Annotated in this window: 24 protein-coding genes (1 of these 24 only partly in view); 13 read left to right on the top strand and 11 right to left on the bottom strand. The window is 63.5% G+C overall.

Translation table 11 applies throughout. The annotated features are described in order from the left end of the window. Positions 1 to 26 precede the first annotated feature (26 nt). The 5 genes from NLM15_RS40315 to NLM15_RS40335 form a co-directional block, all read right to left on the bottom strand. Positions 27 to 1,154, bottom strand: a complete 1,128-nt coding sequence (locus NLM15_RS40315) for an acyl-CoA dehydrogenase family protein (protein WP_254123501.1) — start codon at positions 1,152 to 1,154, stop codon at positions 27 to 29. A gap of 27 nt (positions 1,155 to 1,181) precedes the next feature. Next, positions 1,182 to 3,053: an AMP-binding protein gene (locus tag NLM15_RS40320; RefSeq protein ID WP_254123502.1), complete on the bottom strand. Its 1,872-nt coding sequence runs from the start codon at positions 3,051 to 3,053 to the stop codon at positions 1,182 to 1,184. 43 nt (positions 3,054 to 3,096) lie between these two features. Continuing rightward, the gene (locus NLM15_RS40325) at positions 3,097 to 3,903 is read right to left on the bottom strand and encodes an enoyl-CoA hydratase/isomerase family protein (RefSeq protein WP_254123503.1); all 807 of its coding nucleotides are present in this window, start codon (positions 3,901 to 3,903) and stop codon (positions 3,097 to 3,099) included. Between the two features lie 193 nt (positions 3,904 to 4,096). Further along, positions 4,097 to 4,855 carry an SDR family NAD(P)-dependent oxidoreductase gene (locus NLM15_RS40330; RefSeq protein WP_254123504.1) on the bottom strand — a complete coding sequence of 253 codons (759 nt, stop codon included), beginning with the start codon at positions 4,853 to 4,855 and terminating at the stop codon, positions 4,097 to 4,099. A 54-nt stretch (positions 4,856 to 4,909) separates the two neighbouring features. Then, positions 4,910 to 5,488: a TetR family transcriptional regulator gene (locus NLM15_RS40335; protein WP_254123505.1), complete on the bottom strand. Its 579-nt coding sequence runs from the start codon at positions 5,486 to 5,488 to the stop codon at positions 4,910 to 4,912. Positions 5,489 to 5,719: 231 nt separating this feature from the next. Between NLM15_RS40335 and NLM15_RS40340 the strand changes: the two genes are divergently transcribed. Together NLM15_RS40340 and NLM15_RS40345 are read left to right on the top strand one after the other, a co-directional pair. Next, a complete protein-coding gene (locus NLM15_RS40340) occupies positions 5,720 to 6,892 on the top strand; it encodes an acetyl-CoA C-acetyltransferase (protein WP_254123506.1) in 1,173 nt (390 codons plus the stop codon). A gap of 174 nt (positions 6,893 to 7,066) precedes the next feature. Then, entirely contained in the window at positions 7,067 to 8,611 is a 1,545-nt protein-coding gene (locus tag NLM15_RS40345; protein WP_254123507.1) for an acyl-CoA synthetase, read from the top strand. A gap of 113 nt (positions 8,612 to 8,724) precedes the next feature. Here NLM15_RS40345 and NLM15_RS40350 read toward each other — a convergent pair whose 3' ends face one another. Beyond that, on the bottom strand, positions 8,725 to 9,267 hold the full coding sequence (locus tag NLM15_RS40350) for a methylated-DNA--[protein]-cysteine S-methyltransferase (protein WP_254123508.1): 543 nt from the start codon (positions 9,265 to 9,267) through the stop codon (positions 8,725 to 8,727). A 136-nt stretch (positions 9,268 to 9,403) separates the two neighbouring features. On the opposite strand from NLM15_RS40350, the gene NLM15_RS40355 reads away from it, so the two are divergent. After that, positions 9,404 to 10,222, top strand: a complete 819-nt coding sequence (locus NLM15_RS40355; RefSeq protein ID WP_254123509.1) for an alpha/beta fold hydrolase — start codon at positions 9,404 to 9,406, stop codon at positions 10,220 to 10,222. Between the two features lie 2 nt (positions 10,223 to 10,224). Then, positions 10,225 to 11,037: an alpha/beta fold hydrolase gene (locus tag NLM15_RS40360; RefSeq protein WP_254123510.1), complete on the top strand. Its 813-nt coding sequence runs from the start codon at positions 10,225 to 10,227 to the stop codon at positions 11,035 to 11,037. 60 nt (positions 11,038 to 11,097) lie between these two features. On the opposite strand, the gene NLM15_RS40365 is transcribed toward NLM15_RS40360, so the two are convergent. Beyond that, positions 11,098 to 11,553, bottom strand: coding sequence for a carboxymuconolactone decarboxylase family protein (locus tag NLM15_RS40365; protein WP_254124669.1), 456 nt, complete (start codon positions 11,551 to 11,553; stop codon positions 11,098 to 11,100). Between the two features lie 99 nt (positions 11,554 to 11,652). Here NLM15_RS40365 and NLM15_RS40370 point away from each other — a divergent pair, with 99 nt between their 5' ends. From NLM15_RS40370 to NLM15_RS40390, 5 genes are all read left to right on the top strand, one after another. Then, positions 11,653 to 12,522 carry a sigma-70 family RNA polymerase sigma factor gene (locus NLM15_RS40370; protein WP_254123511.1) on the top strand — a complete coding sequence of 290 codons (870 nt, stop codon included), beginning with the start codon at positions 11,653 to 11,655 and terminating at the stop codon, positions 12,520 to 12,522. Between the two features lie 85 nt (positions 12,523 to 12,607). After that, positions 12,608 to 13,858, top strand: coding sequence for a M20/M25/M40 family metallo-hydrolase (locus NLM15_RS40375; protein WP_254124671.1), 1,251 nt, complete (start codon positions 12,608 to 12,610; stop codon positions 13,856 to 13,858). A gap of 182 nt (positions 13,859 to 14,040) precedes the next feature. Then, complete coding sequence (locus NLM15_RS40380; protein WP_254123512.1) at positions 14,041 to 14,718, top strand: GntR family transcriptional regulator; 678 nt, start codon at positions 14,041 to 14,043, stop codon at positions 14,716 to 14,718. Positions 14,719 to 14,849: 131 nt separating this feature from the next. Then, a complete protein-coding gene (locus tag NLM15_RS40385) occupies positions 14,850 to 15,650 on the top strand; it encodes a phytanoyl-CoA dioxygenase family protein (protein WP_254123513.1) in 801 nt (266 codons plus the stop codon). 162 nt (positions 15,651 to 15,812) lie between these two features. Continuing rightward, positions 15,813 to 17,126, top strand: coding sequence for an NAD(P)H-dependent oxidoreductase (locus NLM15_RS40390; protein WP_254123514.1), 1,314 nt, complete (start codon positions 15,813 to 15,815; stop codon positions 17,124 to 17,126). Between the two features lie 12 nt (positions 17,127 to 17,138). Here the strand turns inward: NLM15_RS40390 and NLM15_RS40395 are convergent, their stop codons facing one another. Next, positions 17,139 to 18,077 carry an MBL fold metallo-hydrolase gene (locus tag NLM15_RS40395; protein ID WP_254123515.1) on the bottom strand — a complete coding sequence of 313 codons (939 nt, stop codon included), beginning with the start codon at positions 18,075 to 18,077 and terminating at the stop codon, positions 17,139 to 17,141. Positions 18,078 to 18,196: 119 nt separating this feature from the next. Between NLM15_RS40395 and NLM15_RS40400 the strand changes: the two genes are divergently transcribed. Further along, on the top strand, positions 18,197 to 19,123 hold the full coding sequence (locus tag NLM15_RS40400; RefSeq protein ID WP_254123516.1) for a LysR family transcriptional regulator: 927 nt from the start codon (positions 18,197 to 18,199) through the stop codon (positions 19,121 to 19,123). Between the two features lie 183 nt (positions 19,124 to 19,306). On the opposite strand, the gene NLM15_RS40405 is transcribed toward NLM15_RS40400, so the two are convergent. The 3 genes from NLM15_RS40405 to NLM15_RS40415 all read right to left on the bottom strand — a co-directional run bounded on the left by NLM15_RS40405 (position 19,307) and on the right by NLM15_RS40415 (position 22,441). Beyond that, positions 19,307 to 19,684 carry a nuclear transport factor 2 family protein gene (locus NLM15_RS40405; RefSeq protein ID WP_254123517.1) on the bottom strand — a complete coding sequence of 126 codons (378 nt, stop codon included), beginning with the start codon at positions 19,682 to 19,684 and terminating at the stop codon, positions 19,307 to 19,309. A gap of 441 nt (positions 19,685 to 20,125) precedes the next feature. Beyond that, the gene (locus tag NLM15_RS40410; RefSeq protein WP_254123518.1) at positions 20,126 to 21,109 is read right to left on the bottom strand and encodes an ABC transporter substrate-binding protein; all 984 of its coding nucleotides are present in this window, start codon (positions 21,107 to 21,109) and stop codon (positions 20,126 to 20,128) included. 246 nt (positions 21,110 to 21,355) lie between these two features. Next, complete coding sequence (locus NLM15_RS40415) at positions 21,356 to 22,441, bottom strand: NAD-dependent epimerase/dehydratase family protein (RefSeq protein WP_254123519.1); 1,086 nt, start codon at positions 22,439 to 22,441, stop codon at positions 21,356 to 21,358. 303 nt (positions 22,442 to 22,744) lie between these two features. Between NLM15_RS40415 and NLM15_RS40420 the strand changes: the two genes are divergently transcribed. From NLM15_RS40420 to NLM15_RS40430, 3 genes are all read left to right on the top strand, one after another. Further along, entirely contained in the window at positions 22,745 to 23,836 is a 1,092-nt protein-coding gene (locus NLM15_RS40420; protein WP_254123520.1) for a TRAP transporter substrate-binding protein, read from the top strand. A 385-nt stretch (positions 23,837 to 24,221) separates the two neighbouring features. Then, positions 24,222 to 25,313 carry a TRAP transporter substrate-binding protein gene (locus tag NLM15_RS40425; protein ID WP_254123521.1) on the top strand — a complete coding sequence of 364 codons (1,092 nt, stop codon included), beginning with the start codon at positions 24,222 to 24,224 and terminating at the stop codon, positions 25,311 to 25,313. A gap of 268 nt (positions 25,314 to 25,581) precedes the next feature. After that, on the top strand, positions 25,582 to 26,230 hold the 5' portion of the coding sequence (locus NLM15_RS40430; protein WP_254115031.1) for an IS481 family transposase. It continues 527 nt past the right edge of the window; the window shows 649 of its 1,176 coding nt (coding positions 1-649); the start codon lies at positions 25,582 to 25,584; its stop codon lies off the right edge, out of view.

Genomic DNA, 26,230 nt, shown 5'->3' on the forward strand with positions numbered 1-26,230 from the left:
CGCGCGTCGCGCGCCCCGGAATGACATCAGGCCGCGTTCTTCTTGCGCATGCGATCGATCAGCTGGTCTTCCCAATAGGTGAGGCTACCGAGCCCGAGCGCCATGGCGTTGGCGCGGCGGTAGTACATGTGGCAGTCGAACTCCCAGGTGAATCCCATGCCGCCGTGAACCTGGATGTTGTTCTTGGCGCAGTGCTGGAACGCCTGCGTCGCGCTGATGCGCGCGGCCGCGGCGGCTTCCGGCAACTCGGCCGCGTTGGTCGAGAGCGCCCAGGCGCCGTAATAGCTATTGGAGCGCGCCAGCGTCGCCGACACATACATGTCGGCGAGCATATGCTTGACCGCCTGGAACGAGCCGATCTGGCGGCCGAAGGCGATACGGTCGAGCGCGTAGTCGCGACCCATCTCCAGCGCGCGGTCGGAGCCGCCGACCTGCTCGAAGGCGCACAGCACTGCGGCGCGGTCGAGCACTTGAGTCAAAATGCTCCAGCCTTCGCCGGCCGCACCGAGCGGTTCGGCCTTGCAATCCTTGAAAGTGATCTCGGCCTGCCCGCGGGTCGGATCGAGATTGGTGAGGCTCTTGACCTCGACGCCGCCGGCCTTCAGGTCGACCAGGAACAGCGAAATGTCACCGTCGCGTCCGCTCGATCCCGTGCGCGCGGCAACCACGGCAAAGTCGGCGACCGCACCATCGGCGACCGGCTTCTTGACGCCGTTGAGCACGCCATTCGCAGCGGTCAGCTTGACGTTCTTCGGCGCCGGATTGCCCTTGCCCTCGAACAGCGCGAGCGTGCCGATGGCTTCACCCGACGCAATCGCCGGCAGCCACTTCTTCTTCTGCGCGTCGCTGCCCGCGATCAGAAGCGCTTCGGCCGCAAGATAGACGGTCGAGGAGAACGGCACCGGTGCATTGGCACGGCCCATCTCCTCCGCGATCACGCAGAGCTCGAGATGACCCGCGCCCGCGCCGCCGAACTCCTCGGGGATGGCGACGCCGAGAAAGCCCATCTCGGCGAGGCCCTTCCACAGCTCCTTGTCATACGGCGCCTTGCCGTCGAGCACGACGCGAACTGCCTTCGGCGAGCACTTCTCGGCGAGGAACTTGCGCGCTTGATCGCGGAGCTGTTTCTGGTCGTCGGAGAAATCGAAGTTCATGGCGCGTACCCGTGTTGATGATGTCGATTACTTGAGAATGATGACGTCTTGATCCGGCGTGTCGGCATAGAGCCGCTCCACCAGTGCGGCGCGGCGCTCGAGGCCCGCGCGCTGGTTGATGTAGCCCTTGTCGGTGAGCTCGTTGCCGTCGATCGAGGGCGGCTCGGCCATCAGCATCGCACGGGCGATGATACGGCTGCTGGCGCCTTCGCATTCCCGGTTGTGCGTTTCGAGGCCGCGCCTGAAGCAGGCGATCACCTCTGGATGCTTCACCGCATCCTCGAAGGTCAAATCGGCATTGCCGACGAGCTGCCGGCAGGCGTGCAAATTGGGCCAGGCCAGCAGGCCGATGAAGGCGCGATCCTGCCCCGCGACCAGCGCGTCATGCACGACAGGGGTTGCAGCCGCGATCGTATCGGTACGGAGCGAGCCGACATGCACGAAGGTGCCGGTGGTGAGCTTGAAGTCCTCGACCACCCGACCCGCAAAGATGATGCCCTTCACCGGATCGGTATCATCGACAAAAATGCCGGCGTCGCCGATGCAGTAAAAACCTTCCTCGTCGAACATCTTCCTGGTCAGGTCAGGCTGGCCGAAATAGCCGGGCGTGACATTGACGCCGCGCAGGCGCAATTCGTATTTCGAGCCACACGGCACCATCTTCAATTCGACGCCGGGGAACGGAAGGCCGATCAGGCCGACACGCTCGGTGTCCCAATAGGTCCCGGTCGAGGTCGGCGCGGTCTCGGTCGAGCCCCAGCCGGTGTAGAACACGATGCGCTCGCCGGTGGTCTTCACGGCGAGGGCCTGCATGCGGTCATAGAGATCGTCGGGCAGCCGCGCGCCGCCATAGGCCATGATCGACAGGTTCTTGAAGAAGGAGCGGCACAGCGCGTCGTCCTTCTCCATGGCCGCTGCGAGTGCGGCATAACCGGCCGGTACGTTGGCGTAATAGGTCGGCGAGATCTCGCGCAGATTCCGCAGCGTCTCCTCGAACTGGCCCGGCATCGGCCGGCCGTCATCGATGTAGAGCGTACCGCCGTCGACGAGCACGGGATGAAACGCGGCATTACCGCCCATGGTGTGGTTCCACGGCATCCAGTCCAGCATGGTCGCGATCGGACCGCCGGGATTGCGCGGCCGCACCTGCATCATCATCGCCGCATTGGCGCACATCATCTCTTGCGTGTTGATGACGGCCTTGGGCATGCCGGTCGAGCCGGAGGTGAACAACAGCTTGCCGACGGTCTGCGCCGTGATTTTTGCGATCGACGCTGCGACATCGGCAGTTGCCGGCGTCGCCGCCAGCTCGGCGAAGCTGACGCTCTCGATGCCGTCGCAGGGACGCGCGACGTGCACGACGGTGACGCCGGTGAGGTCGAGCGCCTTCAGCGCCTTCTCGAAGGTCGGACCGTCCTGCACCATCACCACGGCCGGCTTGATCAGGTCGAACAGATACTTCAGCTTGACGTGATCATGGCTCATCAATGAGTAGGCCGGCGACACCGGAGCCGCCGGCGAGCGCGCCTGCATCGCCGCCTGTGTCATCAGCGCGTGCTCGATCGAGTTGCCGGAGAGGATCGTGACCGGGCGTCCGTCGAGCTTGAGATTGAGCAAGGCCTGCGTCAGCGCATCCACGGTGCGCTTGGCTTCGCCATAGGAGACCTTGCGCCATTCGCGGCTCGGACCGCCACGCTGCGCGAGCCAGATGCGTTCGGGTGCTTCCTTCGCCCATTTCGCCAGCGAAGCCGGAAGATGCGTCTCGTAAGCTTGCAGCGGAATGCGCGACTTCAGCACCACCGTGCCGTCGTCCCGGCGCTCGACGTCGATGTCGCGCGCGAGCCACTCGACCTTGCGAAAGGCGGGCTTCGTCATCACTGCCGCCGCGCTTCCACTCATTTTGCGTCTCCCGGAATTATCGTCCTTTGCGGATCGTTCTCGTTCAGCGCCTGATATAGACAGGCTTTCGCTTCTCAAGGAAGGCCCTGATGCCTTCCGAAAATTCCTCGGAGCGGCTGCACAGGACCTGGTTGCGATCCTCCATCGCGATAACGGCTTCCAGCGATCCCGCATCGACGCTCATGTTGAGACATTCCTTTGACAGCCGAAGCCCCACGGGCGAGGCCGTCATCATCGCATCGACATAGGGCGCAGCGGCATCATCGAGCTTGTCTTCATCGACGATCTCGGACACCAGCCCGACCGCGAGCGCGCGCTCGGCGCCGATGAAGCGTCCGGTGAGGATCAGCTCGGACGCGACGGAAACGCCGACGAGACGCGGCAGGAAATAGCTGGTGCCGATATCGCAGCCGCCAAGGCCGAGCTTGATGAAGGCACAGTTCATGCGCGCCGACCTCGTCGCGATGCGGATGTCGGAGGCGAGCGCCAGCGCAAAGCCGCCACCGGCCGCCGCGCCCTGCACCAGAGAGATGATCGGCTGCGGGCAACGCCGCATCAGCATCACGATGTCGGCGATGCGGCGCTGCGAGTCCAGCGACTCGGTGACACCGGGCGGCTCCTGCTGGCCGGCACGACGAGCCATTGCGGCTTTGAGGTCGAGGCCTGCACAAAAATTCTTGCCGGCGCCCTTCAGCACCACGACGCGCGTATCGCGATTGCGCTGGAGGCCCTGGAAATAAACGTTCAGCGCATCGATCAGCGCCGGATCGAGAGCGTTGAGATTTTCGGGCCGGTTGAGCGTCACCCGGTCGACGCCGTCGTCGTGCTCGATCAGCAGCGGTTGGGACATGGGGGCCTCATGCAACAGGTGCCGGTCCAGTCACCCTCCCCTGGAGGGGGAGGGTCGATCGCGCGTAGCGCGAGCGGGGTGGGGTGACGGTCTCTCCCCAACCAACAGTGCCCGAGTGGAGAGATCACCCCACCCCGGCGCTTCGCGCCGACCCTCCCCCTCCAGGGGAGGGCAAGAACGCAGCGCTTGTCGCCTACCGCGGCGCCATGCGGATGGCGCCGTCGAGGCGGATGGTCTCGCCGTTGAGCATCGGGTTCTCGACGATATGCACGGCGAGCGAACCGTATTCCTTGGCATCGCCGAGGCGCGACGGATGCGGAACCTGGGCGCCCAGGCTCTTCCGCGCTTCTTCGTTCAGACCCATCAGCAGCGGCGTGAAGAACAGGCCGGGCGCGATGGTGTTGACGCGGATCTTCTGGCTGGAGAGGTCGCGCGCGGCAGGCAAGGTCAAACCGACGACGCCGCCCTTCGACGCCGAATAGGCGATCTGGCCGATCTGGCCTTCGTAAGCGGCGACAGAAGCGGTGTTGATGATGACGCCGCGCTCTTCACCGATCGGCTCGATGGTGACGAGGCGCTCGGCGAACAGCCGCAGGCAGTTGAAGGTGCCGATCAGATTGACGTTGATGATGCGCGCGAATTTCTCGAGCGGATAGACGCCGTCGCGACCGACGATACGCTGCGAGCCGCCGATGCCGGCGCAGTTCATCAGCACGCGGGCAACGCCGTGCGCGGCTTCCGCCTTCGCGATCGCCGCCTTGATCTGCTCCTCACTGGTGACGTCGGCATGCAGCGCGACGCCCTTCACCTCGGCGGCAACCTTCTCGGCGTTGTCCTTGTTCTGATCGATCACGCCGATCTTGGCGCCCTTGGCCGCCATGGCGCGAGCGGTCGCTTCGCCGAGACCCGAACCACCGCCGGTGATGAGAACGGCTACGTCTTTCAATTCCATCGCTTGTACCTTTCCTTGGGCGTTTCTTCTCTAGACTTTAAAGTTCTGGCCGGATTATCCGGCCGCGGCGGCTTCCTCGGCTTGCGTGAGGATGCCGCCGCAGATCAGCGTTTCCATGTGCTTGATGTATTGCCGGCAGACATCATCGGTGACCGGACCGACGCCGGTCGCGCGAGACATCGCGTGCCGGCCGAAGAACAGGTGATCGCAGGCGCCGATCAGGCTGGTGTAGAACAGCACCGGATCAGTGGCGCGGAACTCGCCGCGGCTCACGCCCTCCGCGAGCAGGCGGCGATGAAAATCGAGCAGCGGTGCGACGAAGAACTTTGAGACTTCGTCGGCAGAGCCCGCAACACTCTCATGCAGCAGATAATGGATCAGCCGGTTCATGTAGGGGAACCGGTGATAGGCGCGGATGATGCCGGCGATATGCAGCTTCAGCTTCGCGGTCGACGTGATCGGCTGCGCCAGCAGATATTCGAGATTGGACATCTCGGTCGCGGCATCCCGCGCGAGCAAAGCCAGCAGCAGGCCGTCCTTGTTGCCGAAATGATATTTGACCAGCGCGGCGTTCGCACCCGACTTCTGGGCGATGTCGCTCAGCGAAATCTCGATCGAGGAGCGTTCGATCATCAGCTCGCTCGCGGCCACGAGCAATTTCTCTGCCGTGGAATTCTTCCCGCTGGGGAGCCTGTTCGGTACGCTGGTAGTCACGGAGATCCCTGTTTTGGCCGCACGAGCGGGCGCAGATAAGCCGAAGCAGCGCCTCATCACAAGAGTTAATTGATCGATTGACTAAACGATATCTCGCCCATTAAATCCGCCCCGACAACCCAATTCAGAACAATCATGGGAGAGACCGAAATGGCCGAGGCTTACATCGTCGCCGCTGCGCGTACCGCGGGCGGGCGCAAGGGGGGCCGCCTCGCCGGCTGGCATCCGGCCGATCTCGCGGCGAAGGTGCTGGACGAGCTGGTAGATCGCACCAAGGTCGATCCCGCCCTGGTCGAGGACGTGATCATGGGCTGCGTGATGCAGGTCGGCGAGCAGTCCAACAACGTCGCGCGCAACGCGATCATGGCGTCAAAACTGCCGGAGAGCGTGCCGGGCACCTCGATCGACCGGCAATGCGGCTCCTCGCAGCAGGCGCTGCACTTTGCCGCGCAGGCCGTGATGTCCGGCGCGATGGACGTCGTGATCGCCGCCGGCGTGGAATCGATGACGCGCGTGCCGATGGGCCTGTCCTCGCAGCTCGCTGCCAAGAACGGCTTTGGCCACTACAAGAGCCCGGGCATCGAGGCGAAGTATCCGAACATCGTCTTCAGCCAGTTCACCGGCGCCGAGATGATGGCCGAGAAGTACGGCCTGTCGAAGGATGATCTCGACGAATACTCCTACAACAGCCATCAGCGCGCGATCGCGGCGACGCAAGCCGGTCACTTCAAGAAGGAGATCGTGCCGCTCGAGATCACCCGCGCCGACGGCTCCAAGGATACCCACCACATCGACGAAGGCATTCGCTTCGATGCCACCCTCGACGGCATCAAGGGCGTCAAGCTGATTGCGGAGAACGGCAAGCTGACCGCCGCCAGCGCCAGCCAGATCTGCGACGGCGCGTCCGGCGTCATGGTCGTGAACGAGCGCGGCCTCAAGCAGCTCGGCGTCAAGCCGCTCGCGCGCATCCATCACATGACCATGACCGGCGGCGATCCCGTCATCATGCTCGACGCTCCCCTGCACGCCACCAAGCGCGCGCTGGAGAAGGCCGGCATGAAGATCGACGACATCGACCTGTTCGAGGTCAACGAGGCCTTCGCCTCGGTGCCGACCGGCTGGCTGAAGACCACTGGCGCTGACCCGGCCCGCCTCAACGTCAACGGTGGTGCGATCGCGCTTGGCCATCCGCTCGGCGGCTCCGGCACCAAGCTGATGACCACGCTGGTCCACGCCCTGCACCAGCGCGGCAAGCGCTACGGCCTGCAGACCATGTGCGAAGGCGGCGGCATGGCCAACGTGACGATCGTGGAACGACTGTAAGCTGCGGCCACACTAACGGTGTCGTCCCGGCGAAAGCCGGGACCCATACCGCGAAGTCCATCCCTAGTGGTTGGTCGTAGTACCGAACGACGATCCTTCGCCAAACTGCGCCCTGTGGTTATGGGTCCCCGCGTGCGCGGGGACGACATCTCGTGTGCCTTGGGACCTACGCTGATGACTCATCCTTCAATTTACGCGAAGACCACGCCCGACAAGATCGCCTACCAGATGGCCGGGACCGGCAAGGCGATCACCTATCGCGAGCTCGACGAGCTCTCGAACCAGGGCGCAAACCTGTTCCGCTCGCTCGGCCTGAAGGCCGGCGACCACATCGCGCTGTTGATGGAGAACCGCCTCGCGTTCATGGAGATCTGCTGGGCCGCACAGCGCAGCGGGCTCTATTACACCGCGATCAGCCGTTACCTGAAGCAGGACGAGATCGACTACATCATCGGGGATTGCGGCGCCAAGGTCGTGATCACCACGCCGAAATGCGCCGACCAGATCAAGGCCCTGATCAAGGGCACGGCGGGCGAGCCGATCTTCTACATGGTCGACGAGCCGCAAGCCGGCTTCCGCTCCTACGACAAGGAAGCGGCTGCGCAGCCGACAACGCCGATCGCTGGCGAGGTCGCCGGCTACGACATGCTGTATTCATCGGGCACCACCGGCCGGCCGAAGGGCATCAAGAAGGCGTTCGAGGGCAACGCCATCGACGTGCCGAACGCGTTCCTGCGTGTGCTCTGCGCCGACATGTGCGGCATGAATGCCGACAGCACCTATCTGTCGCCGGCGCCGCTCTATCATGCGGCTCCGCTGCGCTTTAACATGATGGCGGTCGTGCTCGGCGGCACCTCCATCATCATGGAGCATTTCGACGCCGAGGATTTCCTCAAGCTCGTGGAAAAGTACAAGGTCACGCAGTCGCAGCTGGTGCCGACCATGTTCGTGCGCATGCTGAAGCTGCCGGACGAGATTCGCGCGAAGTACAACGTTTCGACGCTGAAAGGCGCGATCCACGCCGCTGCACCCTGCCCGGTCGACGTCAAGGCAAAGATGATCGAGTGGTGGGGACCGATCCTGATCGAGTATTACGCCGGCTCGGAAGGCAACGGCGTCACCGTCTGCAACTCGCAGCAATGGCTGGAGCATCGCGGCAGCGTCGGCCGCGCCGTGGTCGGCAAGATCAAGATTCTGGACGAGAACGACGAGGAGCAGCCGGTGGGCGAGATCGGCACGGTCTATTTCGCCGATGCGCCGGTTTTCACGTATCACAACGATCCCGAGAAGACGAAGAAAGCCTACAACGCCAAGGGCTGGTCGACGCTCGGCGACGTCGGCTATCTCGACAAGGACGGCTTCCTGTTCCTCACCGACCGCAAGTCCTACATGATCATCTCCGGCGGGGTGAACATCTACCCGCAGGAAACCGAGGACGTGCTGATCACCCACCCTGATATCGCCGACGTCGCCGTGTTCGGCGTGCCGAACGAGGAGATGGGCGAAGAGGTGAAAGCGGTGGTGCAGCCGCACGACATGAAGCGCGCCGGCAAGGAGCTCGAGGCCGATCTCATCGCCTACTGCAAGACCCGTCTCTCCGCGATCAAATGCCCGCGCTCGATCGATTTCGAGGCCGAGCTGCCGCGCACGCCGACCGGCAAGCTGGTGAAGCGGCATCTGCGCGACAAATATTGGCCGAAGACGGCGGCGAAGATTTAGCGGCGATGTCGAAATCGTAGGGTGGGTTAGCCGAAGGCGTAACCCACCACTTTTGGTGCCGCACGAGAAGAGGTGGGTTACGCTACGCTAACCCACCCTACGCTCCCGTCGTCTTAATCGAATAGACTCGGCGTGTGGTTCACCAGCGCGCCCTCGATCTCGAGCATCTTCAGCTTCGTCACCACGCCGCCATTCGCCGAGAAGCCGCCGGGCTTGTTGCCGGCCGCGAGCACGCGATGGCAGGGCACGACGATCGGGCACGGGTTGCGGCCGAGCGCCTGGCCGACATCGCGCGACAGCTGCACGCCGCCGAGCTGCTTGGCGATGTCGCCATAGGTGACGGTCTTGCCGGGCGGGATGGCGCGGGCGATCTCGTAGACGCCGCGGTTGAAGTCGGGCACGCCATCGAGATCGAGCGGAATATCGGTGAGGTCGTCAGGCTCGCCCGCGAGCAATTTCACGATGCGGTCGATCGCCTGCTGTACCTCCGCGGTCGGCTCGGTCTCGCTGGCGTCGGCATGTCGCTGGCTGATGCGGGTGCGGATCTTCTCCTCGCCGCCCATCGGCAGCTGGGTGCCGTTGATGCCGCGCGGGCCCCAGGCGATGGCGCAGAGGCCGATCCTGGTGTCGAACAGGGCAAAATGCTGGTCGGTCATGGCTAGGTTCCTGCTTGCGTCCTTGTCGCATGCCCCCATTGTGATCTCGGCCTCAATCTAGGCTTGGAAATAGTTGCGATCCACCCGGTTTCCGGGAATCTTGCACAGGAGTTCCGCCCCCTATCGCGAGTCCCTGATGCAAAGCCTCCACGTCAACGGATACGACATGCCCTATCTCGACGTGGGCGAAGACCGGGGCCGCCCACCGCTGGTCTGCGTCCACGGCTCGCTCAACGACTTCCGCGTCTGGAGCTGCGTGCTCGGGCCGCTGACGCAGCGGCACCGGGTCATTGCTGTTAGCTTGAGGCACTTCTTCCCCGAACGCTGGGACGGCCTCAGCGATACCTATTCGATCGCCCAGCATGTCCAGGACGTCATCGCCTTCATCGAGAAGCTCGATCTTGGGCCGGTCGATCTGATGGGCCATTCCCGCGGCGGGCACATCTGTTTTCGCGTGGCGCAAGCGCGGCCGGATCTGCTGCGACGGCTCGTTCTCGCCGAGCCCGGCGGCGAGCTCGATGCGAGCCTCGACCCCGACTACGTCGGCGGCCCCTCGCCGCTGCTGGCGCGGTTCACGGCCTCGGCCGAGAAGATCAGGGACGGCGACGTCGACGGCGGCCTCGCCGTCTTCGTCGACACGCTGGAGGGCGCCGGCACCTGGCCGCGGCTGCCGGCGATGGTGAAGCAGAACCTTCGCGACAACGCCATGACGCTGATCGGCCAGGTCCGCGACAACCGCCCACCGTTCTCGAAGGCGGATGCGGAATCGATCAAAATGCCGACGCTCTTCATTTTGGGCGCGCGGACCAAGGGCCTGCTGCCGAAGGTGCTGCACGCACTCGCCGCGCATGTGCCCTACTCGAAGACGGCGATCATCCCGAACGCGACGCATCCGATGTTCGAGCAGGCGCCGCAAAAATACTCCGAAGTGGTTCTGGACTTTCTGGCGAGCTGATCATGCAAAGCTTTCAAGTCAATGGTTACGACATGGCCTATCTCGAAGTCGGCGAGGGCCATCCGCTGGTCTGCGTGCACGGAACGCTGGGCGACTTCCGCACCTGGTATTCGGTGCTCGGCCCGCTCTCGAAGAACCATCGCGTGATCTCGGTGAGCCTGCGGCACTTCTTTCCGGAGCATTGGGACGCCGTCGGCGACGATTACAAGATGGCCCAGCATGTCGCGGACACGATCGCCTTCATCGAGCAGGTGAAGCCTGGGCCGGTCGACCTGATGGGCCATTCGCGCGGCGGTCACATCGCCTTTCGCGTCGCGCAGGCGCGGCCTGATCTCTTGCGCAAACTGGTGCTGGCCGAGCCCGGCGGCGATCTCGACGCCAGCCTGCCGGTGCCCGAAGGAACGCCCGCGCATCCGCCGCTCGCCGCGAAGACGATCCGCTCGGTCGAGATGATCCGCGCCGGCGATCTCGATGGCGCGTTGCAGAATTTCTACGAGGGCATCGAAGGCGACGGCTCCTGGCGGCGCGTGCCGGCGGCGGCGAAGCAACAGCTGCGCGACAACACGCTCACCTTCCTCGGCCAGATCAACGAGCAGCGCAGGCCCTACACGCTCGCGGATGCGCGGGCGATCAGGACGCCGACGCTGCTGATCGGCGGTGGCGCGACTACCGGCAGCCTGTCGGTGATGTGGCGCGTGCTCGCCGAGCATATCGCAGGGGCCAAGACGGCGGTGATCCCGAACGCCGGCCACTGGATGTTCGAGCAGGCGCCGCTGGAGTTCGGCGAGGTGGTGAACAGGTTTCTGGCGGAGTAGATGCGCTTCCTTCGCCTCTCCCCGCGTGCGGGGAGAGGGAGCGCACGGCCGCTGCCCGCCTCACACCTTCCACACGCCGACCGGCATCTTGATCGTGGCGTTGAGCCGGTTCCAGACGTTGATCGTCGCGATCGAAAGGATCAGGGTTGCGAGCTCGCGCTCGTCGAAATGCTTGGCGGCCTCGTTCCAAATCGAATCCGGCACGGGGTCCTCGCGATCGGCAAGGCGCGTGGCGGCTTCGGTGAGCGCCAGCGCGGCGCGTTCGGCGTCGGTGAAATAGGGCGCCTCGCGCCAGGCGGACACGGCGAACAGCCGCTCGTCGGTCTCACCAGCCTTGCGGGCGATCTTCGGATGCATGTCGACGCAGACGCTGCAACCATTGATCTGGCTGGCGCGCAGGTGCACCAGTTCCAGGAGCTTCTCCGGCAGGCCCTGCTTGGTCAGATTGCCAAGGGACTGAAGGACATTCATGGCCTCGGGCAGGACCATGACCGGGTGATTCATGCGGGCGTGCATCATCTTGCGTCTCCGTTTGAAAATTTCGACGGTTCCGGTCACATCGGCCGGATTGGCTTCGTCAAGGGCATGACGGATCGCGACGAGGGAATGTGACCGATGAGCCAAAAAAGCTTCGAAGAAAATTTTCTCAGCCAACAGTTCGAGGCCAGCCGCGACCATTTGCGCGCCGTCGCCTACCGGATGCTGGGTTCCGGCGCTGAGGTCGACGATGCCGTGCAGGAGGCCTGGCTGCGGGTCAGCCGCTACGACATGTCCGATATCGCGAATTTGCGGGGCTGGCTGACGACTGTGGTCGCGCGCATTTGCCTCGACATGCTGCGCGCACGGAAGTCGCGCAAGGAAGATCCGATGGGCCCGCACGTGCCGGAGCCGGTCGACGAGACGCGGGAGCGCGAGGCGGAGATGGCCGATTCCGTCGGCGCGGCGCTGCTGGTCGTGCTGGAGACCTTGCAGCCGGCGGAGCGGCTTGCCTTCGTGCTGCACGACATGTTCGCGGTGCCGTTCGAGGAGATCGCGCCGATCGTCGGCCGTTCGGTCGATGCCTCACGTCAGCTCGCGAGCCGAGCGCGGCGGCGGGTGCAGGGCGCGCCGGTACCGGAAGCGGACCTGTCGCACCAGCGCAAGATCGTCGATGCCTTCCTCAGGGCTTCGCGCGAAGGCAATTTCGAAGGGCTGCTGGCTATGCTCGATCCCGACGTCGTGTTCCGTGCCGACGACGCCGCAGTGCGGCTCGGCACGCTGCCGGAGATCCGCGGTGCGGATGCGGTCGCGCAGCTCTACAAGGGCCGCGCGCAGGCGGCGCGGACTGCGCTGGTCGACGGCGAGATCGGCGTCGCCGTCATCCTCGACGGCCAGCTGCGCATCGCGCTGCGCGTGACGTTCAACGGCGAGCGGATCGCCGGGATCGAAGCCATGGCCGATGCGGGGCGGATTGCCGCGCTCGAGGTTGAGGTGCTGGAGCGCTAGCGAAACATGGCATCCGGACGGCCCGGATGCTACGCTTATGTCCAATCGCGCGGTGACGCCGCTCAAGACGCGAAAGGACATTCCGATGAAGATCCACCTCATTCCCCTGCTCGCTGTGCTCGGCCTCGCTACCGGCAGCGCCACGGCGTTCGCGGCCCCCGACGAGAAGCTGAAGGCCGCGGCCGAGCAGGAAAAGGCGCCGCTGATCGAGACGCTGCGCGACATGGTGATGATCGAGAGCGGCAGCGGCGATGCCGAAGGCCTGAAGAAGATGGCCGACTTCACCGAAGCGCGCCTGAAGGCGCTCGGCGCCACCACCGAGCGGCGCAAGACCACCGCGGGCACGGGCGCCGACATGGTGATCGCGACGTTCCAGGGCTCGGGCACGCGCAAGCTGATGCTGATCGCGCATTTGGACACGGTCTATCAGCGCGGCATCCTCGCAACCGAGCCGTACCGGGTCGATGGCACGAAGATCTTTGGCCCCGGCATCGCCGACGACAAGGGCGGTATCGCCGTCGTCCTGCATGCGCTCAAGATCCTGAAGGACGCGGGCTGGCAGGACTATGCCAGGCTCACCGTCTCGTTCAATCCGGACGAGGAAGTCGGCTCGATCGGGTCGGGCGAGATCATCGCCGAGCTCGCCGACCAGCATGACGTCGTGCTCTCCTGCGAGCCGACGGCGGCCTCGCCTCCGGCAAAGAATGACTCGCTGCTGCTGGGCGCGAGCGGCACCGCGACCGGAAAGATGGAAGTGAAGGGCCGCGCCTCGCATGCCGGCGCCGCGCCCGACCTCGGCCGCAATGCGCTGATCGAGCTCGCGCATCAATTGCAGCAGACCAGGGACGTGGCGAAGTCGATCCCGGGCACGCAGCTCAACTGGACCACGGCGCAGGCGGGCACCGTGCGCAACCAGATCCCGGAGAAGGCCGAGGCCGGCGCCGACATCCGCCTCACCATTCCCGACGGCATCGCCAAATTGCAGGCGGCGCTGGACGCGAAGGTGAAGGAGAAGCTGGTTGCCGACACCGAAACCAAGGTGACGATCATTGAGGGACGCCCACCCTTCGTCGCCAGCGATCGCGGCCGCGCGTTGGCCGAGGTGGGACAGGCGATCTATGCCGAGATCGACCGCAAGCTCGACATCGTCGAGATGACCGGCGGCGCGACCGATGCAGGCTACGCCAACCGCAGCGGCAAGGCGGTCGTGGTCGAGAGCTTTGGCCTCGCGGGCTTCGGCTATCACGCCCGGGACGAGTTCATCGACATCAACTCGATCGTGCCGCGGCTCTATCTGATGAGCCGGATGCTGATCGAGCAGGGCAAGAAGAAATAGGCGGCATCGTTTTTCTCGAAAAACAACCCCATGCACAGTATATGACGTCAGCAATATCAATGACTTAGATGCATCGACAATGGCAAGCGGACCCATCCTCGGGTACCGCTTGACGCCCTCCGCGGACCGCTGTAGCTTCGAATACGGAATTCCGTATTCCCAATAGTCTCGGAGCTGCCGGCGTGATCCCTCTCGACCCGCTCCCGAACCTGATCGACCAGGTCTATGCACGGATCCTGGAGGCGATCTCCGACCGCACGCTTCGGCCCGGCCAGCGCATCCGCCAAAACGAGCTCGCCGACAAGCTCGGCGTCTCGCGCCAGCCGGTGTCGCATGCGCTGCATCTGTTGCACCGGCAGGGCCTCGTCGCCGAGAGCGGCCGGCGCGGCTTTGAAGTCACCCAGCTCGACCCCTCGCGCATCCGCCAGCTCTACGAGGTGCGCGGCGCCATCGACGCGCTGGCCGCCCGGCTCGCAGCTCAGCGCGCCGCCAGCGATGCCGCGGGACGCGCGCGGCTCGATGCAGCCCTCGCCGCCGGACGCCGCATCGACCGCAAGACGTCGCTCGCCGAGCTGATCGTGCTCGACGTCGATTTTCACCGCGCGATCTATCAGCTCGCGGGCAATCCCGTGATCGAGGAGACGATCGCGCCGCAATGGCCGCATATGCGTCGCTCGATGGCGACGGTGCTGTCCGAACTCGATTATCGCGGCAGCGCATGGGCGGAGCACGCGGATATTGCGAAGCACATTCTCGCAGGCGACGCCAATGCCGCCGAGCGCGCGGCGCTGGCGCATGCGCAGACGGCCGGACGGATGACCGAGGAGAGATTGAGGGCGACGGACGAGGCGGCGGCGTAATTACTTGCGCTGTCATTCCGGGATGGTCCGAAGGACCAGACCTCGGGTGCGCAAATCTCGAGGTTCCGGGTTCGATGCTTCGCATCGCCCCGGAAAAACGAACAACAAAAGGTAAAACAGGAGGACGACCCATGAAACTGTCGCAGGAGCAATTGGAGTTCTTCCACCGCGAGGGCTGGCTGTTCCTGCCCGAGCTGTTCAGCCAGGAAGAGGTCGACTTTCTCGCGCGCGAGGCGGTCGGCATCTATGACGCTGATCGGCCCGAGGTCTGGCGCGAGAAGAGCGGCGCGCCGCGCACGGCGTTTGCAGCGCATCTTTACAACGACGCCTTCCGCGTGCTCGGCGCGCATCCGCGCATGATCGAGCCGGTCGAGCAATTGTTCGGCGAGCCTGTTTACATGCACCAGTTCAAGATCAACGCGAAATCGGCCTTCACCGGCGACGTCTGGCAATGGCACCAGGATTACGGCACGTGGAAGCGCGACGACGGCATGCCGGAGCCGCGCGCGATGAACATCGCGATCTTCCTCGACGAGGTGATGCCGATCAACGGCCCCCTGATGCTGGTGCCGCGCAGCCAGAACGCCGGCGATCTCCAGGCCTCGCATGACCTCTCGACGACATCCTACCCGCTGTGGACGCTGGACGAGGAGACCGTGACGCGGCTGGTCAAGCAGGGCGGCATCGTGGCGCCGACCGGCCAACCGGGCGGCATGCTGATGTTCCACGGCAATCTCGTGCACGGCTCCAGCGGCAACATCACGCCCTATCCGCGCAAGATCGTGTACCTGACGCTGAATGCGGTCTCGAACTACATCCGAAAGCCGACGCGGCCGGAATACATCGCGCATCGCGATTTCGCGCCGATCAAGACGGTGGACGACGACGCTTTGGTGCGGCTTGCACGAGCACCGCGACAGGCGGCGGAGTAACAGGTCTCGTGCCCCGGACGCAGCGCAGCGTCTCTTCGACGGTGCGCTGCAGAGCCGGGGCCCAAGCCACGCGGATAGTTTCTCTCTGGGTCCCGGCTCTGCGGAGCAGCGTTTCACGCTGCTCCGCGTCCGGGACACGATCATTGCTCAGGATACATTCCCATGAACCTCCTCCGCCTCCTCCAGGCCCGCGCGTCCGCCGGCAAGCCTGTCCGCGTCGCGCTGATCGGCGCCGGCAAATTCGGCTCGATGTTTCTGGCGCAGGTGCCGCACACGCCGGGGCTGGAGGTGCCCATCATCGTCGACATCGATCGCGACCGCGCGCGCGAGGCCTGCCGCACCGTCGGCTGGGACGCAGAGCGGATCGCCGCGACCGTGTTCACCGATGACGGCGCGCGCGCCATCGCCGGCGGCGCGATGGATGTGGTGGTGGAAGCGACCGGCAATCCCGCCGTCGGCATCCGCCACGCCCGCGCGGCGATCGCGGCGGGCAAGCACATCGTGATGGTGAATGTCGAAGCGGATGTGCTGGCAGGCCCCCTGCTTGCCGAGGAAGCGCGCAAAGCCGGCGTGGTCTATTCGCTCGCCTATGGCGACCAGCCGGCACTGACGGCGGAGATGGTCGACTGGGCCCGCGCGACCGGCTTTCGCGTCGTCGCCGCCGGCAAGGGCACGAAATATCTGCCGGCCTATCACGACGTGACGCCCGATGGCGTCTGGCAGCATTACGGCCTGACCGCGGGCGAAGCGCAATCGGCCGGCATGAACCCGCAGATGTTCAACTCCTTCCTCGACGGCACCAAATCGGCCATCGAGATGGCCGCGATCGCCAACGCCTGCGGGCTCGACGTGCCCGCGGGCGGCTTGCTGTTTCCGCCCTGCGGCGTCGACGACCTGCCGCACATCATGCGTCCCCGCGACAAGGGCGGCGTGCTGGAACGATCAGGCGTCGTCGAAGTCGTCTCCTCGCTCGAACGCGATGGCCGCCCGGTGTTTCGCGACCTGCGCTGGGGCGTCTATGTCGTGCTGGAGGCGCCGAACGACTATGCCGCGGACTGCTTCAAGCAGTACGGCCTCAAGACCGACGCGAGCGGACGCTTTGCAGCGATGTACAAGCCCTATCATCTGATCGGGCTCGAGCTGAACATCTCCGTGCTCTCGGCCGCGCTGCGCAATGAGCCGACCGGCCAGCCCTACGGCTTCCGCGGTGATGTGGCCGCCGTGGCCAAGCGCGATTTGCGGGCCGGCGAAATGCTGGACGGCGAAGGCGGTTACACCGTGTGGGGCAAGCTGGTGCCGGCAGCCGCGAGCCTGAAGGCGGGCGCCCTGCCGATCGGCCTCGCGCATCGCCTCAAGCTGAAGCACGACGTCGCCCATGGCGAGATCGTGCGCTGGAGCGACGTCGAGTTCGACGCGAGCAACGAGACGATCAAGACAAGGAAGGCGATGGAGGCGGCGTTCGCGAGGGAGGGGTAGGTGTACCCGGACTCAGGGTTGATGACCTAACTTCACAATCATCTTCGGGTGACGTTCACTCAAGGCCTTCAACGCAAGCAAGCTCTTCCGTTCGCTTTCCCGGTTGTCCGTGTAAGTCCCAGGCTCGACGTCATTCTCCCAACCCCAACGCGTGTGGGCAGTGTCGCCCGTCAGAAGCACAGGACCTGTTGGCGTGCGGGCGAGATAGGAGACATGGCCCGGAGTATGTCCCGGGGTCTGGATCGCAAACAATAAACCATCACCGAAGACGTCGATAACCCCTTCGAATTTCCCATCTGGATCTTTCGAGAACTGGAACTCCCTAAGTGGGGGCCTTCCTTCAAGGAGGCTGTCTTCCGTCCCCTGAACGACCATATGCACGAAGCTCGAATACTCAGGCTCACCAGGGCCCGTGTAAATCGGCACGTCCTTTGGAACGTCCGGCATCCCGGAGATATGGTCGAGATGGAGATGGGTCATGAACACCCCCTTCAGAGGAACGCCTTCCGATTTGATGACGGACGACGTGTCCTGCCGGACCTGCATCCTTTGGATCTTTGCAAATTTTCTCAGCACCCATCCGACCCCTGAGCTCGCGGGATCCTCCACCAGCCGCTTTGAAACCCCAGTGTCGACCAGGAAAAATCCCTGTGTCGGATGCCGCACGACATGCGCATAGACCTTGATCGGCTCCTCGTGATCCCTAAGGCCGGCCTGGACGGCCTTCGGATCGTTCAAATTGAGTAGCCCCGAAAGATCGGCGATCCAATCCGCGCCGACGACCGTCTTGAGCTCAATCGGTCCCGGCTGATCGATCAAGGCTTCCATGGCCACCGAGCTGATCGGCTTGCCGAGATTAGCAGGCGCCGCAGGATGCGAGGTCTGTGTGCACGCGGAAAGCGCGGCGATGGTCAGAGCACCCGCGAAAACGCGACCTGAATTACGGAGCATGATTGTTTTCCTCGTTTCTGCGGCCGCTTTTGCCCTGTACAGGCAGAATAGCAATCGCCTAAATTCCTATGTCGCCATCCATTAATGGATAGCGCGGCAGATGAGCTGAGGGCTGACAAGTGGGATTACTATGGGACGACCTCCGGATTTTTCTCGCCGTTTGCGAGGCCGGAAGCCTGAGCGGCGCGGCACGACGCCTCAAGGTGAGCCAACCCACTTTGAGCCGGCGGATTGCAGAGATGGAGTATGAGCTCGGCGAGCCGCTTCTCGTCCGCAAGAATCAGGGCATCAACTTGACAAAGGCCGGAACAAGACTGCTTCCCGCAGCCCAAGGTATGGCACAGTGGGCGACGGAAGCTACTCGCTCACTCGATGCAAAGAATTCGCCGGTGAGCGGCCGCGTGCGCATCACGGCGGCACCATCGTTCGCATTTGATTTCCTGGCGCCGATCGCGGAAAAGCTCAAGAGAAAGCATCCACAGATCACTCTCGAGGTTCTGGCCAGCACGGAGCGCTTGAATCTCTCGCGCGGCGAGGCGGACATCGCACTAAGGAGATATCCGTCCGATGATCCTGATCTGATCACAGTCGATGAAGTTGTCGTGCCGATCGGCCTGTACGCGAGCAGGGACTACGCGCGGCGGCTACCCGCGAAATACGATTTCCGCGACCTCGACTGGATCGTATGGGCAGGAGAGCGCGAAATGTTGAGCCCAAATCCGGAGCTCGCGGCCAGAATCCCGGACTTTCGACCTGCTTTCACGTCCGACGATTACAGCGTGCAGGTCGCGGCCTGCCAGGCGGGTGTCGGCGCGATGATCCTTCTGAAAACGTCCCATCGGCTCAAGCGGCCGGGTGAACTCGTGGAGCTCAAGCTTGAGCTCCCGGCTTCGCTCCGTGCAGAACTCGCGATCGTCTGCCACAAGCGCATGGCGGATCTGCCCAAGGTCAGAACCGTCCTGGACGTGCTCAGGCAAGAGTTCGCTGATCTGAGGAAAAGCCAGAGCGCGAAGAGGCCTCGAACAGGAACGACAACAGTCCCATGAAGTTGTGCGGCAAGCGGCAGGCGATTTCTTCACAAAGCCCCGCCGGATTCGGTCTGGCCGGGGCGCATGCTGTAATCGGCATACTGGAAGGACAGGCCGACGAAGTCGGCGAGAGCGTGCTCCGCCACGTCCGCTCAGGGCCATTGGCCGAAGTCCCAATCGGACGACCGTGAGCCTCACTAACTACTCGGTGCTCCGAAGTGGTGGGGGTTGACCAAAGAAGCCCACAATGCGGCATATGCGACCATCGACATCGAACTCACCGAAATCACGACCTTCGACGGTAACTTGCCCATCGGCCCCGATCATCTTCCACAAGAAGTGAAATTTGCCGTGGTGATGATCGACGCCACTGGCGAAGGCGATCGTCGTGCCCGGCAAACGTTTATGGAAGTCCGCGATATGCCGGATCAGCGCTTCTCGACCCACTACGTTCGCAGTTGGGTCCTGATAAATCCCAGTCTCGCTCCAAGCAGATTGCAAGAGGCGACGGCGCTCCGCTTCGTCGACTTCCAGCCAAGCAGCTCCGTAAGCGCGAACCGTCTCGTCCACATTGGCCATGCGGTATCTCCCTCAGTCATCACATCCCGGTGGAGGTCATCGCGCAATGAGCCAATGTGCCACTCTATCGCGTCACAAACAAACTAAATTCCTGGACGACTGAATCATCGGTCGATGTCTGCTACGGGTCAGGAGCACCCGTCAACGCAATCATCGTACAACGTCCGGTTTCCCGCAGACAGCCGACATGGCGGCGGCCCTTTCGTTGTTCAGCCGAGGACCACATCCGGGCTCTCAAACCTTTACCGCGAGCTAATCAATCACCTCGTCAACGAGCGCCAACAGCCGAGGCGGGGTTTCGAGGGGGAGTGCTTTCGCTGTCTCAGGGCTGCAGGAGTGATAAGGAGATCGCTCCGTCGAACAATGGCGACGCTCATCTATCGGCGCACGGGCAACTTACGCGCGGCGCTAGCTCCGAGCCGGAAGCGGAAGTATCAAGCCTTATTCGATAAACTCGTCCGCGCGGGCGAGAAGGGACGACGGGATTTCCAGACCCAGCGATTTCGCCGTTTTGAGATTAATGACGAGCAGGAATTTGGTAGGTTGTTGAATAGGAAGCTCGGCGGGCTTCGCCCCTTTCAGAATCCGATCGACATAGCGAGCCCCAAGTCGAGCCAAGGCGGAAAAGTCCGGCCCGTAAGACATCAATCCGCCCGCCTGCGCAAAGCTGCTCATCAAGGAGAGCGACGGTAAGCCTGCCTGTGCCGCGAGATCAGGCGCGCGGTTTGGCGGGTAGGAAAAGATCGGGTCACCAAATATGTTCAAAGCCTCAGCACCTCGGGCTTTGGCCGCGGCAAAGGCGACAGGCATTTCCTCCGTTTCGCGCATCTCGATAACGTCGAGTTGAAAGCCGAGCTTAGCGGCTGCAGGTGGCATCTCCGGAAATGTCAGCCGATGGATCTCGTTTGCAGGATTGATGATAACTGCGACGCGCTTTGCCTGTGGCAAAAGCTCCCGAAGAAGGTCCAGCGCCTTCGCGTTGAAACCGCCCGGCACCAAGGTGGAAACACCAGTCAAGTTTCCGCCAGGATGGGCAAGGCTTGATGCAAGTCCCAGACCCACCGGATCGGCGACGAAGAGCATTACAATTGGTATCTCCGATGTTGCGTTCTTTGCAGCCCGCACAGCTGGAGGGGTGAAGGCCGCGATGAGATTGGGTTTTGACCGTACGAGCTCGGCAGCGAGCTCCGGAAGCCGGTCGAGGCGATACTCCGGATCCTTACGCTCGATGGCGATGGTCGTGCCCTCGACCCAGCCGAGCGTACGAAGCTCGTCCAAAAAAGCGTCGTTGGGGCTGATGTTGCATGTGGGAGCGCAGAGCATTCCAACCCGCGCCACTTTTGTCGACGGTTGCGTTGCGGCCGCCGACGCGAAAACAAGTTGCACAATTAGTACGACCGGCACCGTGGCTGCAAAGCGGCCCATTCGATCACCGTGTCTTCTCATATCAAGATTTCGCGGCCGCTCACGTTTGGCCCCGAGAAGTCCGATTTATAGCAGCTTCTGGGTTGACCTTCCGATCACAATTGTCTGCTTTGGGTCAGAAGGCGAGGTCCCGCTGCCTGTGGCGCGGTCCCGTTTTGCCTCGGAAAGCAGACATCGATTCTATTGAGAACTCGGCGCACCTCTCCTGCAAGCGGAGAGGAAGCGCCTGGCCTTCGCAGCAACGGTCTAAGGCAGCAGCCGCTCGTCCTTCGCCTGCCGGAGCCATTTCCGGAACATGTCCTCGGTGTCCATCATCTCGGTGAAGCCGGCGCGGTTGATCTTGACGGTCGAGACGATCGAGGGCGGACCGGATTCAGTCTGGCCGTAGCGCATGCTGTAATCGGCGTACTGGAAGGACAGGCCGACGAAGTCGGCGAGAGCGGGCGAGACGAGGTTGTGCTTGCGCCTGAGTGCGTCCCACGGGCCGACCCAGTTCGAAGATTCCTTCGCCAGCGATAGCGGCGCCGGTTTGCCGGGCTTCATCTCCAGCGCGTCCGCTACCGCCGGCCAGATGTTTTCCCAGGTGAAGACGTCGCCATTGGTGACGTTGAAAGCTTCGTTCTGCGCGGCCTTCGCCTGGCCCGACCAGGCGATCGCGCGGGCAAGGAGATCGACGTCGACGGCCTGCGCCACCCGCGCGGCGCCGCCGGGAAAGTCGAGCGACCTGCCCTGCTCGCGCAGCATCGCGGCGTAGACGCCGAGCGGCGGGATCAGGTCCATCGCGCCGCCCATGGCGAGGCCGACGATCAGGACCGGGCGCAAGATGCTCCAATGCCAGGCCTTGCCGGCCTGGAGCTCGCGCAGGAAGTTTTCCTGTGCCCAGTAGAAATTGGGCTGCTCGTACATCTCCGAGCGGCCTTCGCGCGCCGGCACGGTCAGCGGGCGGACGTGCACGCCATAGGCCTTGGTGCCCTGCAACAGAGCGACATGCTCGAGATCCGGCGAGACCGGCTCGAGCGCGCCCATCAGATTGCGCAGCATCAGGTCGTTGGTCCTGATCTGCTGCGGGTCGCGCCAGCCGTCGACGAGCTGCGGCGCCTCGTAGAGCGCAGCGTAGATCAGATGGGTGGCGCCCTTGAGCTCGGCCGCGGCGCGGCGGCAATCGGCTTCGCTGGTGAGGTCGATCGGCACGTGGCGGGCGCCGTAGAGGTTGCGCGGCTTGCGGCGGGACAGTGCGACGACCTCGCACGGGTCCGATGTGCCGAAGTGTCGCAACGCGGCGTTGCCGACGAGACCGGTCGCGCCGGCGACCACGACCTTCTTGCCCGTCATGCGCGAGCCTCCGTTGTTGTTTGTTGTTCTTTGCCTGGAAAACTAGCAGGTCGCCGATGGGCCCGACTTGCGTCAGGCCGGTATTCGCAGCCGCGAGGGCGGCATGAGGCTTGATTATCGCAAGGCGACCGGTCATCCTTGCTGACGGAACCGCAATGATCGGAATTCCAGCAAAAAGAGCCCATCAGGGCCATTCGGAAACGCTCAAACAATCTCAACAAGAGAACGTCGATCCTCGACAAAGACAAGACGACAGCAAGATCGTTCCCTGCTCGACGCATCGACGCAATGGAAGGGATACGCATGAAACGTCGTGATTTCCTGAAGGTGACGGGCGCCAGCCTGGCGGCGAGCACTGCCGTCGCTGCGCCCGCGATCGCGCAGTCGTCGCCCGAGGTCAGGTGGCGGTACGCCACCAGCTGGCCGAAGGCGCTCGATACGCTCTATGGCGGCTGCGAATATTTCTGCAAGCAGGTCGCCGACATCACCGACAACAAATTCCAGATTCAGCCATTTGCAGCGGGCGAGATCGTTCCGGGATTGCAGGTGCTCGACGCCGTGTCGAACGGCACCGTCGAGATCGGCAACACCGCGCTCTACTATTATTGGGGCAAGAATCCCGCCTTCACCTTCGCGACGGCGCTGCCGTTCGGACTGAACACGCGCCAGCAGATTTCCTGGCTGCTGTGGGGCGGCGGGCAGGAGCTCGTCAACGATCTCCTGAAGGAACACAACGTCTACGGCATCCCGACCGGCTCCACCGGCGCGCAGATGGGCGGCTGGTTCAGGAAGGAGATCAAGACGGTCGACGATCTCAAGGGCCTGAAGATGCGCATAGGTGGCTTTGCGGGCACGATCCTCGCCAAGCTCGGCTGCGTGCCGCAGCAGCTCGCCGGCGGCGACATCTATCCTGCGCTGGAGAAGGGCACCATCGACGCGGCCGAGTGGGTCGGCCCCTATGACGACGAGAAGCTCGGCTTCGCCAAGGTCGCGAAGTACTATTACTATCCCGGCTGGTGGGAAGGCACGAGCCAGGGCCACAACATCATGAACATTGAGAAGTGGAACGCGCTGCCCAAGCACTACCAGGCGGCGATCGACGCGGCGTCACGCGACACCTTCACCTGGATCACCGGCAAGTACGATGCGGTGAACGCCCCGGCACTGAAGCGGCTGATCGTGAACGGCGCGATCCTCAAGGGCTTCCCGCAGGAAGTGCTCGAGGCCTGCTATAACGCGGCCAACGAGATCTATGCCGATCTCTCCAAGACCAATCCGCATTTCGGCAAGATGTATGCGAGCATGATGGCGTTCAGGAACGACTCGCTGCCCTGGACGCAGGTGGCGGAGCTGAGCTACGACGGCTTCATGGCGCGGATGCGGACCAAGACGTGAGGCTCTGAAAGACTCACACGACTAAAGACGAAGAAGCCCCGGAGATGGCAACATCTCCGGGGTTTTTGCGTCAATGGCGGCGCCGAGTGGGGAGTGGAGAGTAATCCGAAAGACGGTGTCGTCGCCCGGCTTGACGGCGGTGGGTTTGGCTCCCGTTTCCAAGTGCGTCCTTCGCAACTGCGAGCGTCCCGACGACGCTTGATTATCCCATGACGACCCGTCATCCTGATGGCCGGAACCGCAACGCTCGGGATCCCCCAAGAGCCCTCAAGGGCCGTCGGACACGCTCACACCTCAACCACGAACAATTCCGGTTATCGGCAAAGCCAAGACGACACGAAGATCGTTCCCCTAGTCGAGAAATCGGCACATCGGAGGGATACGCATGAAACGTCGTGATTTCCTGAAAGTGACGGGCGCGGGCCTTGCGGCAAGTACCGCAGTTGCCGCGCCGGCCATTGCAGAGTCTTCGCCGGAAGTGAGATGGCGGCTCGCCGCGAGCTGGCCCAAGGCGCTCGATACGCTCTATGGCGGCTGCGAATATTTCTGCAAGCGCGTCGCTGAAGCCACGGACAACAAATTCCAGATCCAGCCGTTCGCATCCGGCGAGATCGTCCCGGGACTGCAGGTTCTCGACGCCGTCTCGAACGGTACCGTCGAGATGGGCAACACTGCACTGTATTACTATTGGGGCAAGAACCCCGCCTTTACCTTCGGCACCTCGCTGCCGTTCGGCCTGAACACACGCGCGCATATTTCCTGGCTGCTGTTCGGCGGCGGCACCGAGATGCTCAACGACCTTCTGAAGGAATACAACACGCTCGGCATTCCAACCGGTTCGACCGGCGCCCAGATGGGCGGCTGGTTCCGGAAGGAGATCAAGTCGATGGAGGATTTCCGGGGATTGAAATTCCGCGTCGGCGGCTTTGCCGGCACGATCATCGCCAAGGTCGGCGGCGTGCCGCAGCAGATCGCAGGCGGCGACATTTATCCGGCGCTGGAAAAAGGTACGATCGACGCCGCCGAATGGGTCGGGCCCTATGACGACGAGAAGCTCGGCTTCGTGAAGGTCGCAAAATACTATTACTATCCGGGCTGGTGGGAAGGCACCGGCCAGGGCCACAACGTCATCAATCGCGACAAGTGGGCCGCGCTGCCGAAGCACTATCAAGCCGTGGTCGAGATGGCTTCGCGCGACACCTTCACATGGGTCACCGGCAAATACGACTACGTCAATCCGCCGGCGTTGAAGCGCCTGCTGGTGGCCGGCGCGATCCTGAAGCCGTTCCCGCAGGAGGTGCTCGAGGCCTGCTACAACGCCGCCAACGAGATCTACGCCGATCTCAGCAAGACCAATCCGCACTTCAACAAGATGTACGCGAGCCTGTCGGCATTCAGGAACGAGTCGCTGGCCTGGATGCAGGTCGCCGAGCTCAGCTACGACAGCTTCATGATGCGGATGCGGACCCGGACGTGAGACGCTAGAGGCGACAAGAAGGGCGGAAACGACGAAAGCCCCGGCGTGAGCCGGGGCTTTTTGTATCAGTTTAGGTGTCATCGCCCGGCTTGACCGGGCGATCCAGTATTCCAGAGGCCTGCGTTGGAGATCTCGCTCTCACCACATCCGCTGCGGCGTACTGGATGCCCCGGTCAAGTGTTTAGCCCGGACAGATCACTGACGGGTGTTCGGAGACATAGCTGACACATCAACATTGGCTGGATTGGTCCGATTCGGGAGGCCGTCCATGCCTTGGAATGAGGTGTCAGTAATGGATCAGCGCCACGAGTTTGTGCGGCTTGCTTTGCAAGAGGGAGCCAATCGGCGCGAGCTCTGCCGCCGGTTCAACATCAGTCCTGATGTTGGCTACAAGTGGCTGGCGCGCTGGCAGGCCGGTGATCGGGAGCTGGCCGACCGCTCGCGGCGCCCGCACGCGATGCCCAGGCGGAGTGAGCCCGCGGTCGAGACGCAGGTTCTGGCTGTGCGCGACAAGCATCCGGCCTGGGGAGCGCGGAAGATCGCCCATTGCCTGAAGCGGGGCGGGCAGACGGTGCCTGTGCCGTCAACGGTGCACCAGATCCTGTGCCGGAACGGCCGGGTCAGCCCCAGCGAGAATGCACCGCCAAATCCGGGGCACCGCTTCGAGAAGGAAGCTCCCAACCTGCTGTGGCAGATGGACTTCAAGGGGCACCTGCCGCTCGCCAACGGAACGCGCTGCCATCCGCTCACAATCGTCGACGATCACTCGCGCTATGTTCTGTGCCTGAAGGCCTGTGCCGACGAGCAGCGTCTGACCGTGCAGGATCACCTGACGGCGACGTTCCGCTGCTATGGCCTGCCGGAGGCCTTCTACACCGACAACGGCTCACCCTGGGGCGACACGTCCGGCATTCGTT

The organism is Bradyrhizobium sp. CCGB20 (genome assembly GCF_024199855.1).
Lineage (GTDB): Bacteria > Pseudomonadota > Alphaproteobacteria > Rhizobiales > Xanthobacteraceae > Bradyrhizobium.

Excerpts from the sequence above, each read along its gene's own strand:
- NLM15_RS40315 (WP_254123501.1), bottom strand. The coding sequence starts at position 1,154 with ATGAACTTCGATTTCTCCGACGACCAGAAACAGCTCCGCGATCAAGCG.
- NLM15_RS40320 (WP_254123502.1), bottom strand. The coding sequence starts at position 3,053 with ATGAGTGGAAGCGCGGCGGCAGTGATGACGAAGCCCGCCTTTCGCAAG.
- NLM15_RS40325 (WP_254123503.1), bottom strand. The coding sequence starts at position 3,903 with ATGTCCCAACCGCTGCTGATCGAGCACGACGACGGCGTCGACCGGGTG.
- NLM15_RS40330 (WP_254123504.1), bottom strand. The coding sequence starts at position 4,855 with ATGGAATTGAAAGACGTAGCCGTTCTCATCACCGGCGGTGGTTCGGGT.
- NLM15_RS40335 (WP_254123505.1), bottom strand. The coding sequence starts at position 5,488 with ATGATCGAACGCTCCTCGATCGAGATTTCGCTGAGCGACATCGCCCAG.
- NLM15_RS40340 (WP_254123506.1), top strand. The coding sequence starts at position 5,720 with ATGGCCGAGGCTTACATCGTCGCCGCTGCGCGTACCGCGGGCGGGCGC.
- NLM15_RS40345 (WP_254123507.1), top strand. The coding sequence starts at position 7,067 with ATGACTCATCCTTCAATTTACGCGAAGACCACGCCCGACAAGATCGCC.
- NLM15_RS40350 (WP_254123508.1), bottom strand. The coding sequence starts at position 9,267 with ATGACCGACCAGCATTTTGCCCTGTTCGACACCAGGATCGGCCTCTGC.
- NLM15_RS40355 (WP_254123509.1), top strand. The coding sequence starts at position 9,404 with ATGCAAAGCCTCCACGTCAACGGATACGACATGCCCTATCTCGACGTG.
- NLM15_RS40360 (WP_254123510.1), top strand. The coding sequence starts at position 10,225 with ATGCAAAGCTTTCAAGTCAATGGTTACGACATGGCCTATCTCGAAGTC.
- NLM15_RS40365 (WP_254124669.1), bottom strand. The coding sequence starts at position 11,553 with ATGCACGCCCGCATGAATCACCCGGTCATGGTCCTGCCCGAGGCCATG.
- NLM15_RS40370 (WP_254123511.1), top strand. The coding sequence starts at position 11,653 with ATGAGCCAAAAAAGCTTCGAAGAAAATTTTCTCAGCCAACAGTTCGAG.
- NLM15_RS40375 (WP_254124671.1), top strand. The coding sequence starts at position 12,608 with ATGAAGATCCACCTCATTCCCCTGCTCGCTGTGCTCGGCCTCGCTACC.
- NLM15_RS40385 (WP_254123513.1), top strand. The coding sequence starts at position 14,850 with ATGAAACTGTCGCAGGAGCAATTGGAGTTCTTCCACCGCGAGGGCTGG.
- NLM15_RS40390 (WP_254123514.1), top strand. The coding sequence starts at position 15,813 with ATGAACCTCCTCCGCCTCCTCCAGGCCCGCGCGTCCGCCGGCAAGCCT.
- NLM15_RS40395 (WP_254123515.1), bottom strand. The coding sequence starts at position 18,077 with ATGCTCCGTAATTCAGGTCGCGTTTTCGCGGGTGCTCTGACCATCGCC.
- NLM15_RS40405 (WP_254123517.1), bottom strand. The coding sequence starts at position 19,684 with ATGGCCAATGTGGACGAGACGGTTCGCGCTTACGGAGCTGCTTGGCTG.
- NLM15_RS40410 (WP_254123518.1), bottom strand. The coding sequence starts at position 21,109 with ATGGGCCGCTTTGCAGCCACGGTGCCGGTCGTACTAATTGTGCAACTT.
- NLM15_RS40415 (WP_254123519.1), bottom strand. The coding sequence starts at position 22,441 with ATGACGGGCAAGAAGGTCGTGGTCGCCGGCGCGACCGGTCTCGTCGGC.
- NLM15_RS40420 (WP_254123520.1), top strand. The coding sequence starts at position 22,745 with ATGAAACGTCGTGATTTCCTGAAGGTGACGGGCGCCAGCCTGGCGGCG.
- NLM15_RS40425 (WP_254123521.1), top strand. The coding sequence starts at position 24,222 with ATGAAACGTCGTGATTTCCTGAAAGTGACGGGCGCGGGCCTTGCGGCA.